We start from the raw sequence: 15,933 nt of genomic DNA, 5'->3' as shown, positions 1-15,933 counted from the left end.
TACACAGGCTTAACTGAGCTCTGCTATTCGTTTTTCGTTTGCAATGACTTCGCGGTTGTTACTTTGCGCCGGTGCAGGCATTGGATAGCCCAAAGGCGTGAACCCCTGCTTACGTGCTATCTCGGTAACGTAGCGGGCCTGTGAATATTCAATGGATTTGCCAACACTAAAGTAGCCGTCACAACCTTCGATTGCCAACGCAATGGTCTCTGACAAGCAGGCCAAATTGATGCCCGGTGGCAACCCAACCATATTACAATCGCCGTAGCGCAGCACCTCAGGTTGCACCACCAGGCCACCTTCAAGTACCTGCACGCGTTGCCCTGGCTGCACCATAAAGTCGAACGGGCGGGCGGTATCAATTGCCACAGCGCCGGCTTTTAAAAATTCAGTGCTGAGAAATGGTTTGCCTTCACTGGTTGCCGACACTACATAATCAGATTGCTCCAGCGCGGTTTTGTAACAATCGCATGTGCTGATACCAAGCGAACTGATAAGGTTGTCCAGCAATAAGGCATCCGCTACGGTGCTGAGTATTTCGGCCGGCACCGCGACAGCGCCGCCGATATACCGTGCTAGCTCTGGCATCGATTGCTGTACATAGTGGCGTATATTGTGGATAACAGAACCCGGTTGCACTTGCTGCTCAGTACTGAATGCCAGCTGGCATAAGGTGGGGGTCAGCTCCTGCAGCAGGTGTTTTTCGGTACCCGGGCGCCCCATCAGAATGATGTTGTCACCCCAGTGCGCCAGCTCACTGACCATCAGCTTGCCAACAGCACCGCGGGCACCGATCACACTGATCACAGAACCAACCAGATTATATCCCGCCGCCTCGATAACGGTTGCCGTAGTGCTCATTGCCGTTAAACTGTTCCCTGTGGTGAACGACAACCCCTCGATGTCATCTAACATTTTCTCACCGCCGCGGGTGATCACCGAGGTGTAGGCACCCAGCCCAAAAAACTCGACGCCTTCACGCCGGGCTACGGCAATGTAGTCTTTAATCAGGTTTTCTTTTTCAGCGGCAGGTAAGTCCATCATATCGCGCGGTGCCATGGTGCTCATGATCATAATGCCGTCAGCAAAGGAGTGTTCATTACTGACACAGAATTTCAGCGCCACCCCCGGGCTTGGGTCTACCGCACCAACTTCCATCACTAATTGACATAAATGCTGTTTTTCGTCGTCGCTGAAATTAGCGTGAAAACACTGTGGTAACATGCGCACACAATCATCTATCACGGTAAAGTGCATTAAAAAGGCGAATTTTTTGCCGCGCTTTTTGCCTTGCTGCACATAGTGCGTCGGTACTGTTTGCCCGGCAATTGGCACCGGAAACGCTTGCTCCAGCGCGGGTAACTCGGTATAGGGTTTTTCAATAAGCCCGGCCATCAGGATGTCGTACCGACCATTTTGAATTATGCGGCACAGCTGCTCTACTGCAGTAAAAAAGTCGGTAATGTCGTCGGCGCTGGTATTTAGTGGTGGTTCAAAGCGGATCGAGCATTTATCTGACAACAGCGGCATTACCAGCATCTTGTGCCGGTTAAGCAAGTAGCTGCACAGCAACCAGGCTAAAGAGCCGCTATTTTGCAGATAGGTGACAAAGTAATTGCTATCGGCAGTAACATCATTAAATTGAAACGCCCGCATTAAACCGGCGCCACGCCAGGAAAAAATACCGCCATATTGCCCGGCCAGCCGTTCGCAGCACTCGTCAACCTGAGCAGAAATGTTTTTGACGTGTTGCAGTGCCTCACCATTGTTATGGCGCAGCTGTTTAATAACCGCACGGCCAACACAGGTGGCTAAACCATTGTTAGCGAAAGTGGAGCTGTGTTTGCGATCAAACTCTGCCGTGGCGACCCAATTGGAATAAATGGCCGCACCGGTTGGTATTAAACCGCCACTGAGTGATTTTGCCAGCAGTAAAATATCCGGTATTACACCAATATCCATTGCCACACACATAGCACCAGAGCGGCCCAGGCCGGTTTGCACTTCATCAAAGATCAGCACTGTACGGGTTTTAGCGCATAATTCCCGCGCCCGCGCCAGCCAGGCAACATCTGCGACATGCATGCCGCCTTCGCCCTGGATCGGTTCGACAATAAAGGCGGCATATTGCTGCGTTTCCAGCTCGGCTTCCAGCGCGGCAAAATCGTTCAGCACAACCTTATTAAAGTTTTTGTCATCATTGCGCAGATGATCAATGTTGTGCCGGCGTGAATTGGTAGCCAGCAGTGCCGAATAGGTTTTGCCATGAAAAGAGCGGTCAACCGACAATATTTTCTTGCGGCCAGTTTTGATCCGCGCCAGCTTAAAGCCCACCTCAACTGTCTCAGCGCCGCTGTTGGCAAAGGTTACATTGCTGGCCCAGCCGCCAACGGCCTCAATCAGCTCTTGTGCAAAGGCTTCGGTAGCCTGCTGGAATATTGGCTGAGTAAACACCGGTGCTTTATTTTGCAGGTGTTCTACAACGGCATTAACACAAAATTCCGGGTTATGGCCAAAGGGCAAAGCACCATACTGCGATAAGTAATCACGGACAACGCCGCCGTCTTCAGTATAAATTTTATTGTCTTCACATCGGGCGATGGCGATATCCAAATCAAGTTTGCCCATTAAAAACTTGCGATAGTTATTGATCAGAGACACGTGTTTTCCCCTTAATTTTTGAACACCAGAGTGCAATTAGGTACAGCCCGGGCTAACTGCGTACATTTCAATTCACCTTAACTGTCAGCGGCTCAAACGAGACAGCGCTGACTAAAGGCGTGTGCTATCAGACAGCTGGCTGACACAATTCATGCTGAATTAACTCCACGGTCTCATTGCGTGACAGCGGATGAAAATTCAGACATTGGCTAACTTGTAACAGGTATCTTAGATCTTCCGTAGCCAGGTACTTCATGCCACCCAGGCCAATCAACGCCAGGCGGTTGGCACGGTCAATACATTGGGCAACCAGGGTGCGCACACAAATCGCCAGCGCCACTAACTCCCCGCTCGGAGGCTGGGCGTCAAGCAAAGCGGCAGCGCCCTCTAATGCCAATGCCGCCGACTCCAGCTCTATGGCCAACTGGCTAACATCGGTGGCATTGCCAGGTCTGGCAGCGAAACAACTGGCAGCCAGGCGTGACGCCACCCCCAGATAAGATGCGGCGATTAGCAGCTGAAAACTGCTCAGGCCACACAGCTCAGTTGTTTCAATGGCTTGTTTCGCCTGTGACGGTGCATTGCCTGCCTCCATCAATACCACGTTGTCTTTTGCCACGGCAAAATCGGTAAATACTAATTCATTGCTACTGGTTGCTTTTAAGATGGACGCGGGCCAAAACGGCACTTTGCGGATGTTTTCCGCGCGCATATCCTCAACAATCAGCAGGCCTCTGGCAGTGGCGTCATCCGCTAACGGGTTGGCGATACCAATCAAAGCGATATCGGCATAGTCCGCCATAGTGCACGGCTTCTTACTGCCATTAATAACAAAGCCGGCTGAGCCAGGTACACAACTTACCGACGAACTAAGAATATTGGCGCCGGGGCGGGCTTCGGCAAAACCACTGCAAAACACCAGCTTATCTGTAGCGACATGGCTCAACACCCGGTCTTTTACTGCCAGCGACGCGTCCATCGCAGTTGAAAGGCAATAGGTTGTGTGGTTGTGCATCGTCATCATTATCGCCAACGACGGCGACAAACTACCGACGTAACGATGTATGCGCACGGCGGCGGTCAGCCCGGCGGCTGCGCCCCCCCACTGGGTTCCGACTAACAGGCCGGGGTTGGCATAGTGTTTAAAATACTGCACAAGCTCACGGCCATCACCCGATTCAAGCTGCGACAGCGATTTTTGCTGTAATATGGCAGACAGCCCGGGTAACAGCTTATCTGTGGTATATTTTTCTTTATCTAAAAACATAACAACACCTTATTTAAGCACGCCTGGCGCCAGACATTGGCCTTAGTGCGTAACCGTTTTTGAAAATACGTTGATAACAAAGACACCAAGGATGATCATTAACAACCCCAGCATCGCGGGCAGATCCGGTACTTCTTTAAACGCCACAGCACCAATCAGGGTAATCAGCACTATGCCTAAGCCAGCCCAGATGGCGTAAGCAACGCCAACCTGAATAGACGACAACGCCAATGACAAAAAGTAAAATGCGGCGGCATAACCCAACACCACAAATATCGACGGTGTAAGCTTGGTAAACTCCCCCGACATTTTTAACGCTGTGGTACCGATAACCTCAGAAATTATCGCCAGCCCCAAAAACAAATAATGCATTGCTCATTCCTCTTTAAAAAATACTAAGTGATTAAAAAAATTTACGGTTAATTACGCTTCAGGCTACACAAGCAACGTTATTGCCAGCCGTTAAGCCGTTTTATCAAAATGGCGGCCAATGCTGCCATTAATCTTATGGCTGCCGGCAACAGCACATATTTCTTCCAGCACACTAACAAAAGGCGCCATTACCGACTCCTGCACCGGCTTAGCAAAGCATCTGTCGTCATAAACCAGCGTTAACTTTAACCGACCACGGAATGTACAGAAGAAAAAGCCCAACCGCAGCGGGCCGCCAACATTAGGGAAACTGAAGAAATCTGTTACTTCTGCCGCGCCAAACTGATAAGAGTCAAAGTTGAATACGCCAAGATTAGAAATCAGCATGTTGCTTCTGAGCTTATCGTCCAACACTTTGGCGACATATTGCTTTTTGAAGCGTTCCGGAAGCAGTAAAAACACCGACACCCAAATCTTTTGCTGGTACCAGTCTTCAAATATTTTTCCGTGTTTCAGCCCCGCGATGTAAGAGGTAATATCATCAATAACCTGTTCATCCGGCTTGTTGGTATAAAAGTCTTTAAAATGATTAATGCTGTAGGCGTCATAGGACATTGATACATCTTCATCAGAAAACTGCCGTAAGGTCAGTACATCCAGCAACTGAAAGCCGGGTATATCTTTAGCGCCATTAAATTTTTGTTTAAATTTAATCATCGCCAAAACAAACAACACATGCACCGAGGTGTTGTAGTGTTTAGCGGTTTGTTTCAGTTTGGCCAGTAAATTTTCCGGTAAGGCGTCAGTGTATATCGAGCGCATAGCATCTGCCGCCGGATCCGGAATATTCAGACCCGACACAGCAAAATCCGGTTTGCTCAGAAAAGCTTTGATACCGCGGCAAAATATCGCGACCCGCTGCATAAATGACTGTTTATTTAAGCAAACACGGCCGACGTCGCGGTTTTGGATATAGTGCTCATCACTGTACACCGGCGTACCTTGCGTTAAGGCCGTGTATATTTTGGCGATGTCTTTAAACAGAATAAAGCCGGATTGTGCATCGGCGGCCGCATGGTGCGACACGCTTTGCAAATAGCTGACGTTATTGCCGGCATCAATCAGGTAAAACCTGATTAACCGCTCCTGCGTATAGTCGGCCTGCCGGCACCAGGTGTGACTGGCTATCTGCTGTTTTAATGCCTCGTCTGACAGCGTCGAGTAATCGCAATGCTGAACCGAAATTGGTGTATCAGCCGGCAGTGGCTGCCAGTGGTAAGCAAACCGGCCGGGCTTAATACAGCACTGTAAAACAGGTTGCTTATTCACCGCTATGCTAATGGCTTGCTTGAGTAAGCCAAAATCGATGTCTCCGCTAAGCTGGATAATTTCGGCAGAGTGGGAGTTCATTAACTTGCCCCACAAAATATAATTTAAGTTTAGATGCGTCAGCTTCATTTTATCGGCCTTGTATAGTGGTAAACCTCTGATGCAGACATCAGATCACGCTAAAATTGTGTACAATTTCGTCGCCGCGCTGCTGCAATAGCAAAGCAACCTCAGACTTTAATTGCCGCTTTAGCACTTTGCCGGTTAAACCACGCGGGAAATCGCTGAGGGTAAAGACAAAATGCTTAATATCCCTGGCCAATTCGCATTCCTTGATAGCCGAAACGATACTGGCATAGGCATCTGCCCGCACATTGGACTGTATAACGCAGGTAACCGCCTGGCTGTCGGCATCGTTTAATTTGACCCCCAGCACGCAGGCGTTTAACACGCCGGCCACTTTAATAATTTGCTCTTCCAGCGCCAGTGACGACACCTGCCCGCTGTTTGTCTGAATCAAATTTACCCCGCGATCCAGATGATAAAAGCGTCCGCGTTTATCTTTGTAAACGATGTCTCCTGTCCACCAGCAGTTATCGTGAAACACGCCAAGCATTTTTTCACTGTTGTTCCAGTAACCTTTGAACACCGTCGGCCCGCTAACCACAAGCCGGCCTGGCTGATTAACCGCAACTTCGTTGCCATATTCATCCACAACATTAACCTGCAAACTATTGTTAATCGGCTTGCCAAGATAACGGCCAAAGCGGTTGCTATAAGATGAAATACTGCGCATCAAAGCCGGCACGCCGGTTTCTGACGACCCCAATAAGTCAATAAACAGCGATTTCACTATCACTTTGCCAAACACCCGCAGTAATGCGCCCTTTTGCACAAAGGCGCGCTGGTGCACTTCGTAGCTGACATCCGCCACTGACACCCACATCTTGATACTGTCCAGCCGGTAGTTATCCAGACCTTCGTTATACATCCGCGCATAGTTGCCGGCAAAACTGACAAAACTGGTGATGTTGTATTGATCAATATTGCTTAAAATAAATTTTGCACTGTACTGCTTCACCAGCCACCAGGTTTGATCACTCGACACCAAGGTCACAATAAAAGCACAATGCGAAATCCAGTGATTACACGGCATTACCAGCATCATGCGTTCATCTTTTGAGGTAAAGACGGCTTTTGAGTTAGATAACAGCACGGCAACTAAGGTTGAATCGGTATGGATCACTGGCTTGGGCAGGCCGGTGGTACCGGAGGTATGCACTATTAAAACAACATCATCCGGGCTTAGCTTTACCGCGCTAAACTCATCAGTCTCGTTTTTGGCCGCATCTGCCAGATAACAGCCGCGCGCATCAAGGTTTTTGTTGTCGAGGCTGATGTAGTTATCGATATATTGTGACGGCGCTTCGCCTTGCCAGATACAGGATTCGGTGATCAGCAGTTTGACACCGGTTTGCGCCAGATATTCGTCGAGTTCTGTTTTATCAAAGCCCCCATTCATCGGCACAGCTATGCCTCCGGCCCTGACTATAGCCTGAAACCACAGGTGGTATTCCATGCTATTGCTTAACAAAATACCGACGCGCTGGTAGCGGCTTATCCGATACTTATTTTTTAGAATGTTACTGCGTATATTAACCTGACGTTTTAACGACAGCGCTGACCAGGCGGCAGTAGATTCAAGCTGTTGTTCTGATAACTGGAAAAATATGCTCTTGTCACCATGCAGCTCAGCCGTTACGTCCAGCAAGCTGGAGACACTAAGCCTTTCGTTCTGGTTGGCCAGCAGCTTTTTTAACGCTGCTAAATTGCTATGATAGGACATTACGCCTCCGATATATCAACATATCTGTGGTTAAAATAAGTTAAGTTGTCTAAACAGGCTGTGCTTTTACAGACTGTGTTTTTAGCTGTTTGCCAAATGCTGTGCTGCTTATACGTCTGAGTCCTGCAGGTTTCGGCTGACAATATCCTGCATAACGGCGCCAATGGTAAAAATGCTATTATCAAGTTGTGACAAAGGCATTACGCCAAGTAAGGCGTTACAAATGGCCACTGAGTCGGCAGCCAGCAACTCCTGCAGCGTTATATCTTTAACCACTGCCGGCCTGTTTTCTGCTTGCAATATGGCAAGCACTTTTCTGCGCAGCACGCCGCACACGCCCGCCCGGTTAAGTTGCGGTGTATAGATCACCCCATCTTTCTCAACCAGGATATTTGACATAGTGCCTTCAATGACAAAACCTTGCGCATCCAGCATCAGGCCTTCTTTAATCGCCGGATCATGCCATTCCGCTCTGGCCATGACCTGCTCCAGCCGGTTCAGATGCTTAATACCCGCTAAGTTAACATTGTCAGACAACCTGGTTTTACAGGTAATAGCTCTGACTCCAGTAATATAGGCGTTGGCATCCTGTGTATATTCAGGCGCAGACATCACAATAACACTGGGCTTTTCGTCACCGCTAAAGGCGTAACCTCTTTGCCCGACTCCCCGGGTGACGATGATTTTCAGCACCATATTGCTGCCGGTAGCACTAATTACTCTATCAACATCGCGTTGCAAGGCAGCTAAATCCGGTAGCGGTATTTTTAACGCCTTGCAACCGCTTACCAGCCGGTCCAGATGCAGACGCCACAGCTTTGGCTGCGAATGCTTAACTTTTACCGTTTCGAACAAGCCATCGCCATAGCACAGACCACGGTCTTTAACGCTAATCTCGGAGTTTTGCTGTCCATTTACAATAATCATCAAATGTCTCTGCAAATCAGTTGTTGTCGGACTGCCTGATCCAAACACACCACAGCACAGTATTGCAGTACAGCCGTACTGTATAACCAGGAACTTGCTGTAGCGGCAGCAGAGTCTGCTGCAAGCAAATGGCGTCTTGCCGGCCAACTTGTTAACTATTTTGGGTTGTTGTGTCTTTTTTGCGCATGGTGCGACGGTTTTCGATAGTAGGCGGTTAAATTTGGCAAGTCAATAATTAGTTTTGCAGTTATTTTTGCCTGTCAGACAAAGTAGAAACCGGCCTGCGCTGGCCACTATTACGCCGCCATAGTTAGCTGTAACCTCTGATAACAGCTGAAATTGTCTCACGTGTGAGATGGTTGCACCGCTATAGCATGTCTCACACGTGAGACGATGGCCGCGGCCATTTTTGACAAACAGAGGTTGCGCAGCAGTCATGGATTTCGCCAACAGGTGTTTACATTAACTTAACGCCTGATGTAGCATAAGCCCACCTGATTAACATTTTAGGCAGCCTTTGACATGGACATCAATAACAAATATGAAACAATCAACACCCATAACCTGGTAAGATTTGAGCATACTGCGTTGCTGTTAATTATGGCGTGGCTTGCGTTTATTCACTATGAAGAAATTAATTGGTACTTATTTAACGCACTTTTCTGGGGCATTGATATTTTAGGCTTCTACCCTGGCATACTATATTATAAATACGTCAGTAAAAACGTCCCTAAAATATTCTACTTAATCTATAACATATCGCACAGTTACTTAACCTGGATTGTTTTTTCTTTGGTCTGGGTATATTGCTACGGCCTGGACTACGTGTTACTGGCTCCCTGGATACATCTGATGGCCGATCGGGGCATCTTCGGCAACACGCTTAAGGCTTATCATGTCGCATTCAATATTGAAAAGAACAAACACTTCGAGCAGTTTGAAAACATTATATACAAATGACCGCAGCATTTAATTGTATATATCAGATTTTCAAAACCGAATCACCAGTTACTGTTATATATGGAGAAAAGTAAAGATGCGCGATTTTATACTGAAAAGCGGGGTCTACCGACCTATAACCACCTTGTTGCTATGTCTGGCGCTAATTATTGCGACCAGCTGGGGAGCCGGCCTGCTGGTTTTCAAAAGTGATAACCGGGTTTTCTTTGCACCGGACAATCCACAACTGCAGGCGTTTGATCAGATGGAGGCGGTTTATGCCAAAAGCGATAATGTCGCCTTTTTGGTTGTACCAAAAAACGGCGATATATTTACCCGGGAAAATCTGACAGCAATTCAACAACTAACCAAAAGCGCCTGGCAAACTCCGTACTCCAGTCGTGTTGACTCTATTAGCAATTACCAGCACACCTATGCCACAGATGACGAACTGGTCGTCGGTGATTTAGTGCTAGACCCGCAGGCGCTTGATGCAACAGAACTGGAGCAACTGCGGACTATAGCACTGAACGAACCTCTACTGGTAAAACGCCTGATCTCGACACAGGGCCATGTCAGCCTGGTTAATGTCACGCTGCAAAAACCCGGGCTTGACGCTGAAAAGGAACTCGCTGAGATCAGCCAGTTTGCCCGGCAATTGCGCGATGACTTGATGGCCAGCTATCCGCAGATTGATATTTACCTGACCGGCCTGGTGATGATGGATGTCGCCTTTGCCGAAGCCGCGCTGGCAGATAACGAGACGTTAGTGCCATTGATGTTTTTAGTGGTGTTTCTCGCCGTAGGCCTGCTGCTAAAAACCATAACCGGTACCCTGGCTACCGTATTTATTGCTGTCGTTTCCATTGCCGTCACTTTAGGTGCCGCCGGCTGGCTTGGCATTGCTCTGACACCGCCGTCGGCCGCAGCGCCTATTATGATCCTGACTATTGTGGTAGCAGATTGCGTGCATATTCTTGCCGGGCTGTTTCAGGAAATGCGTCAGGGCGTGGAACGACGCCAGGCTTTGTATAACAGCCTGCAGCATAACGTTAAAGCCATATTTCTGACCAGTGTTACAACAGCGCTGGGATTTTTGAGCATGAACTTTTCCGATGTACCGCCGTTTCAGGATCTGGGCAATATGGTCGCCTTTGGCGTGATGACGGCGTTTCTGCTGTCTGTTACCTTGTTTCCTGCCCTGCTATCGATTTTGCCTATTAAACCGTTTAAACAAGGCGTACGGCAAAACTCAAGGCTGATGTCTGCTATCAGCCAATTTGTGGTAACACATTACCGCCGGCTGTTGCCTGGCAGCGTGCTGGTGATGGCGGCGATGCTGCTGTTTATTCCGCAAAACGAATTAAACGATAAGTATGTCGAATTTTTTGACCAAAGTGTGCCCTTTCGTGCAGCGACTGAACTGATGGAACAACAGCTCAGCGGTGTCGATACACTGGAATTTTCGATTGAAACGGCAACGCCGAATGGTATTAATAAACCTGAGGTGATTGCAGCCATCGAGCAGTTCAGTAACTGGCTGCGTAGCCTGCCCGAAGTTGACCATGTTAATACGCTAAGCGATACCTTTAAGCGGCTGAATAAAAACATGCATGGCGACGATCCGGCCTGGTACAAGTTGCCCGATAACCCGCAGTTAGCGGCGCAGTATTTACTGCTGTATGAAATGTCGTTACCGATAGGGCTGGATTTAAATAACCAAATCAATGTTGATAAATCAGCAACCCGGCTGATTGTCACGCTGAAAAACCTGCCCACTTACCAGTTGCTTGAGTTTGAACAGCGCGCCTCCAGCTGGTTTGCCGGGCAATATCCGGAATTAGAGCTAAAAGCCGCCAGCATCTCGTTAATGTTTGCCCATGTCAGCAAAAAGAACATCGATAGCATGTTGCTCGGTTCAATAGTGGCATTAATCCTGATATCGCCTATCCTCGGCTTTGCTATGCGTTCAACCAAGTACGGCTTTATCAGCTTGCTGCCCAACCTGTTGCCGGCCGGTATTGCATTCGGTATCTGGGGTTTATTATCCGGTGAGGTTGGCCTGGGTTTATCGGTGGTTATCGGCACCACGCTTGGCATTGTCGTCGACGATACCGTGCATTTTATCAGCAAATACCTGTACGCCCGCCGTGAGCGCAAGATGGCCCCCAATGCTGCCATTCATTACACCTTTCAAACTGTCGGCCCGGCGCTGTGGTTTACCTCGTTAATCCTGATAGCCGGCTTTGCCATTATGGCGTTATCAACTTACCGGGTAAATGCCGAGATGGGCCTGATGACTGCCATTACCATTGCTATAGCGCTGATAGTGGACTTCCTATTCCTGCCATCGTTACTGATGGCTACCGACAAGGCTGATGCCGTTACGCAGCCGGTCGATGAAAACGCTAACCTTTCAGAAAAAATTGAGGAGCAATCAGTATGTTAAATCTCAAGCTTCAGCATCTGTTGTTGGTCGGCTTACTGCTTGGCAGTAACGGGCTTAGCGCCAACAGCAATGACACCACAGTACAGGACAAAGGCCTGAGTATTGCCAAAAAGGCCAAGCAGCTCGACAGTGGCTGGGGCGACAGCCAGTCAGAAGTGGAAATGATCCTGAGCAATAAAAATGGCCAGGAAAGCCGGCGGGTCATTCGTAATAAAAACCTGGAAGTACAGGGCGATGGCGACAAAAATCTGGTTATCTTTGACGAGCCGCTTGATGTTCAGGGCACCGCCTTTCTTAACTATTCTCATCCGGTCGGTGCCGATGACCAATGGCTCTATCTGCCAGCGTTAAAGCGGGTTAAGCGTATTTCATCACGGAATAAATCCGGCTCCTTTATGGGCAGCGAGTTTGCCTATGAAGATATGTCTTCCTTTGAAGTAGAGAAATACAGCTACAAATATCTGCGCGATGAGCAACTTAACGGCCAGGATTGCTATGTGTTGGAATATTATCCGGTAGATGAGTTTTCCGGTTACACCCGTCAGGTTGTCTGGCTGGATAAAACCATGTACCAGCCAGTGAAAATAGAATTTTATGATCGACGCGACAGCTTGCTTAAAACTCTGCTGTCAAAGGAGTATCAGTTGTATGAAGGCAAATACTGGCGGCCCGGCATCATGGAAATGACCAATAACCTTAACGGTAAAGGCACAACCCTGCTGATGAAGAACTACCGTTTTCGCAACGGTATGACAGAGCAGGATTTTAATCAGAACGTACTAAGACGGGCCCGTTAAGCCTAAACCCCAGGCTGTGTTTGCAACAACGCCCTGCTTTAGCAGGGCGTTACATCCTTAGAAAAAATACTCCAGCGTGACAGCAGCATAATCGTCGTGGCGGATACCATACAGCAGTTCATTGCTGTTGCTACTGGCGAAGGTTCTGATATCAACCACTAATTTCCAGTTGCTGCCCAGACGGCGGCTACCTTCAATAAACGCGGTGGCAGAGCTGCTGTTGCTCAGGTCCTGTACATAACCGAGCAATAATTCTGTACTCTGCACGTCGTTAAAACCCCATCTGATCCCCAGAAAAAGATCATTCTGAAACAACGAAGTTGATCTGCTATTGCGGCTATCACGGCTGTATTCTGCTAACAGGCCGACATCAACATCAGTGCCCGCCCACCCCACCAGGGTGTACTCAAAGCCGGCAGCAAAAGCAGCAAACTGCGTTAAAGAGTCCTGCCGGCGGATAACTTCAACTTTTAGCAGCCAGTCAGCCAGGGTGGCTTGCATATCCAGGCTGAGCTGTTGCATTTGATCATAGTAAGGCCGGGCGCTAACCATGTCGCTGTCTGCCGCCGTCGCAAGCGGAATAATAATCGGCTCTCTGTTGGTACCTTTAAACCAACCAATGCCAAAGTCGAAAACATCTACCGTATGGCTGTAGCGCAAGGCAAGGTCGATATGATCTTGCTTGTGCGGGTGCTCGAATAAAGCATTGTCGCTGTCGATTATCACGCCGCCGTGTAGTCTGCCATTTTTGCCAGCAAAGGTACGCTGACGAAAGCCCGGCAATACAAAGGCATCAACTATGCCCCAATCGCGGATCATCGTAGCGTGTAACATAGCCTGGCCTAACTTTTGTTTACCATCTACCGCTTCAACTAAGTCAGTTTGGTTAATGACATCAACCAGTTGGTTCGACTCAGTTACCCCCCAAAACACTTTCGCAATGCCTGCTCTGAATTCCCAACCATCCGCCACGTGCAACCAAAGTGCTTCCTGAATATCAATATGGCTACGTTCAGCATCCAGATCGTCATAGCGGCCAAAGGCTTTTAACAGAAAACTGTTTTGTTGCCCGGCATCGGCCCAGTACCATTCCGGCTCCAGCATCACCGAATTCTGAAAACTACCGTCATCGCTGAATAGTCGGCTCTGCATGCCAACTTTACCAGATATATCAACAGCTTGTACAAAAGCTGGCCATGCCATTAGCATGGCAGCCGTTACTATATTCTTTGCCTTGTTCATATTATTACAACGAGGTCCCTGCTAGTAACTCAACATTTTTCAATCTAATGACAACATCAAGACAGAGTGTCATTTGCGCAGAACTCGGCCATGCCGATGGCTTAAGCTGACGGCATGACAGCACAGGCCGACTGCCTGGCTGAGCATCAATCAGATTAAACGCAGGCCATGTTTACACTGCAAACCCTAAACGTCAACCTTAAATACTCATTTAGTTAACATTATTTATTCTTGGCGGGATAGCGGGATAGCGGGATAGCGGGATAGCGGGATAGCGGATAGTGCACAAGCTACGACTGGCGCAAGCAATAGCCCAGGTTGGAGTGTGGTGAGTTGGTTTACCACCGCAGAGCGACGCGGTGATACAGGTTACTGCGCCAGGTTTCTGCTGCTGGTTAAAAAGCTCAGCACCCGCTCAAAGGCGTCATTCACGGCTTTGGGTTGCGCCCAGTCGACTGTTGTCCAGTCCACACCGCTGTCCAGCTCGAGTAAATTTTCAGTCAGGATCACCTTCATCAACTCGGCAGATTCAATGGTACCTAACCGATAGCGCTTTTTCTTGCTGGGGCTTTCCTCTACCGCGGTATTGCTGAGGATATTGGCCAGGCGCTTATTCAGGCTGCGTTTTTGTTCAACGTCGAGCACGCTCTGGCCTGTTTTTTTTCTGACGAGCGCTTCTTCACGTACCACGATCTTTTTCATAGCGATAAAGGACGTCGAGTTGCCGTTTTGATAGGCCTCCACCACTGCCGGGTATCGGGTTAGCACGTTGTAGTTGTCAAACGCCCCCATCGAAATACCCAGCAAGCTGGAAATTTCACGCACGGTCAGGTTTTTGCCTTCGGCCCTTTGCCGCATAGCGCTTAAGGTTTCCAGCTCCAGCCTGGCTTCCTGGAAAGCCTGCAACTTGCCATATTGCGGCAAATCTTCTCTGCTGGCATTTTCCTGAAACTGCTTGGTGCGTGGTAATGATGGTTTATTCCGGTACACCTTAAAATGGGCAGCGCCATCAATTCCATTACTATAAAGCATGGCGAAGAAACGCCGGTGGCCAGTGAGGATTTGGTAGTTGCTATCATCCAGCGGGTAGATGGTTGGTACCTGAATTAGCTCGGAAACTGACACATTTGCGGCCAGCTCTATAATCGATGCTATCGATACGTTGGCTTTTTTCCACTCTACGCTGCCGCGATTGAAGCAATTGACAATACAGGACTTACCAATGACCACTCTGTCGACACAATCAAGGCGTTTAATTAACTGGGCTTTGCTTAAACGTTTTGTTGCGATTTGGTACGCCAGCTGGTCAGAAACTATCACTGCCGGGAAAAAACGGGCATTTTTGCTATCCGGCTGAATACGATTCAAAAAAATAGACTGGTATTCATAAGGCTGTTCAACCAGGATTTTAGAAAAATCCATCCGGTTTAGCTCAGCGCTTAATTGCTGCTCCAATGACGGAATACTCAATACTCATCTCCAAATGTTACAACTTAGTATCTTGATATAGTAGAGTTAATCTTGTTTAGCGGCAAGTGAGGTAACACAATGGCAGCCGCTCAATGCACGTCATTAGCTTTGCTGCAGCCAACTGGCGCGCTAAGAAAACCCATTTCTGACATTTTTATAAAAAAACCATTTTCACTCATATACTTATCAAGCACAAGCTGGGGCTCAATGTGAATTCCTTCCAAGCCATCTTCCCGCCCCTGCAGATAGGCATCTTTGTAAATTTCGTGCAGTAATTTTGCCAGCGCATCCATCTGAGCCACCCTTATATCGGATTGTCTGTTTTATCACCCGGCCAGCGTTTTACCTTCCCTGCATACTGCCGCATAGGTTTTTGTTTAACATCTGGCCTTGCCTTACACGGGCAACAAGTCTATCCGCAGCAGGTTACTTTATGCGAACAATCAAGTGATAACAGCTTGATATATTTTTTATATCTTTTTGTTAATTCCAAGATGGGGACGGACCGGCCCCTTGTTGTCTGGATCTAAGAAACAGCGTCCGCCGTCGCAGTGTCAATAGCGGCGTTACTGCGACAATTTGTCGCATGCCTTGGCGCGCAGGGTTTTGATACCTTAGTTATTTGAATTCAAAA

At 48.4% G+C, this 15,933-nt stretch carries 11 protein-coding genes; 2 read left to right on the top strand and 9 right to left on the bottom strand.

Annotated features, from left to right (window positions below):
• Window positions 1–9: 9 nt before the first annotated feature.
• From MN202_RS10120 to pabC, 6 genes are all read right to left on the bottom strand, one after another.
• Window positions 10–2,661, bottom strand: a complete 2,652-nt coding sequence (locus tag MN202_RS10120) for an aminotransferase class III-fold pyridoxal phosphate-dependent enzyme (protein WP_335735999.1) — start codon at window positions 2,659–2,661, stop codon at window positions 10–12.
• Window positions 2,662–2,788: 127 nt separating this feature from the next.
• Entirely contained in the window at window positions 2,789–3,928 is a 1,140-nt protein-coding gene (locus tag MN202_RS10115) for an acyl-CoA dehydrogenase family protein (RefSeq protein WP_335735998.1), read from the bottom strand.
• 42 nt (window positions 3,929–3,970) lie between these two features.
• Complete coding sequence (locus MN202_RS10110) at window positions 3,971–4,300, bottom strand: DMT family transporter (RefSeq protein WP_335735997.1); 330 nt, start codon at window positions 4,298–4,300, stop codon at window positions 3,971–3,973.
• Between the two features lie 90 nt (window positions 4,301–4,390).
• Entirely contained in the window at window positions 4,391–5,710 is a 1,320-nt protein-coding gene (locus tag MN202_RS10105; RefSeq protein WP_335735996.1) for a condensation domain-containing protein, read from the bottom strand.
• Window positions 5,711–5,798: 88 nt separating this feature from the next.
• On the bottom strand, window positions 5,799–7,475 hold the full coding sequence (locus MN202_RS10100; RefSeq protein WP_335735995.1) for a class I adenylate-forming enzyme family protein: 1,677 nt from the start codon (window positions 7,473–7,475) through the stop codon (window positions 5,799–5,801).
• A 108-nt stretch (window positions 7,476–7,583) separates the two neighbouring features.
• Window positions 7,584–8,402 (bottom strand): aminodeoxychorismate lyase, encoded by an 819-nt coding sequence (gene pabC, locus MN202_RS10095; protein WP_335735994.1) that lies wholly within the window; start codon window positions 8,400–8,402, stop codon window positions 7,584–7,586.
• 1,036 nt (window positions 8,403–9,438) lie between these two features.
• Here pabC and MN202_RS10090 point away from each other — a divergent pair.
• Both MN202_RS10090 and MN202_RS10085 read left to right on the top strand, forming a co-directional pair.
• Complete coding sequence (locus tag MN202_RS10090) at window positions 9,439–11,790, top strand: efflux RND transporter permease subunit (RefSeq protein ID WP_335735993.1); 2,352 nt, start codon at window positions 9,439–9,441, stop codon at window positions 11,788–11,790.
• Window positions 11,784–12,587 carry an outer membrane lipoprotein-sorting protein gene (locus MN202_RS10085; protein ID WP_335735992.1) on the top strand — a complete coding sequence of 268 codons (804 nt, stop codon included), beginning with the start codon at window positions 11,784–11,786 and terminating at the stop codon, window positions 12,585–12,587. Before MN202_RS10090 ends, MN202_RS10085 begins: the two co-directional genes overlap by 7 nt.
• Before the next feature lie 57 nt (window positions 12,588–12,644).
• On the opposite strand, the gene MN202_RS10080 is transcribed toward MN202_RS10085, so the two are convergent.
• The 3 genes from MN202_RS10080 to MN202_RS10070 form a co-directional block, all read right to left on the bottom strand.
• A complete protein-coding gene (locus MN202_RS10080; protein WP_335735991.1) occupies window positions 12,645–13,739 on the bottom strand; it encodes a hypothetical protein in 1,095 nt (364 codons plus the stop codon).
• 459 nt (window positions 13,740–14,198) lie between these two features.
• A complete protein-coding gene (locus MN202_RS10075) occupies window positions 14,199–15,299 on the bottom strand; it encodes a hypothetical protein (protein ID WP_335735990.1) in 1,101 nt (366 codons plus the stop codon).
• Window positions 15,300–15,388: 89 nt separating this feature from the next.
• Window positions 15,389–15,592, bottom strand: coding sequence for a hypothetical protein (locus MN202_RS10070; protein WP_335735989.1), 204 nt, complete (start codon window positions 15,590–15,592; stop codon window positions 15,389–15,391).
• Window positions 15,593–15,933: the final 341 nt, after the last annotated feature.

Origin of the sequence: Rheinheimera muenzenbergensis, from assembly GCF_036984005.1 — a bacterium.
GTDB classification, from domain to species: domain Bacteria; phylum Pseudomonadota; class Gammaproteobacteria; order Enterobacterales; family Alteromonadaceae; genus Alishewanella; species Alishewanella muenzenbergensis.
The sequence above is the reverse complement of the archived record's forward strand: the minus strand, read 5'-3'. Positions and strand labels throughout refer to the sequence as shown.

Coding starts and splice junctions, on each gene's coding strand:
- MN202_RS10115 (WP_335735998.1), bottom strand. CDS start 3,928: ATGTTTTTAGATAAAGAAAAATATACCACAGATAAGCTGTTACCCGGG.
- MN202_RS10110 (WP_335735997.1), bottom strand. CDS start 4,300: ATGCATTATTTGTTTTTGGGGCTGGCGATAATTTCTGAGGTTATCGGT.
- MN202_RS10105 (WP_335735996.1), bottom strand. CDS start 5,710: ATGAACTCCCACTCTGCCGAAATTATCCAGCTTAGCGGAGACATCGAT.
- MN202_RS10100 (WP_335735995.1), bottom strand. CDS start 7,475: ATGTCCTATCATAGCAATTTAGCAGCGTTAAAAAAGCTGCTGGCCAAC.
- pabC (WP_335735994.1), bottom strand. CDS start 8,402: ATGATTATTGTAAATGGACAGCAAAACTCCGAGATTAGCGTTAAAGAC.
- MN202_RS10090 (WP_335735993.1), top strand. CDS start 9,439: ATGCGCGATTTTATACTGAAAAGCGGGGTCTACCGACCTATAACCACC.
- MN202_RS10085 (WP_335735992.1), top strand. CDS start 11,784: ATGTTAAATCTCAAGCTTCAGCATCTGTTGTTGGTCGGCTTACTGCTT.
- MN202_RS10080 (WP_335735991.1), bottom strand. CDS start 13,739: ATGCAGAGCCGACTATTCAGCGATGACGGTAGTTTTCAGAATTCGGTG.
- MN202_RS10070 (WP_335735989.1), bottom strand. CDS start 15,592: ATGGATGCGCTGGCAAAATTACTGCACGAAATTTACAAAGATGCCTAT.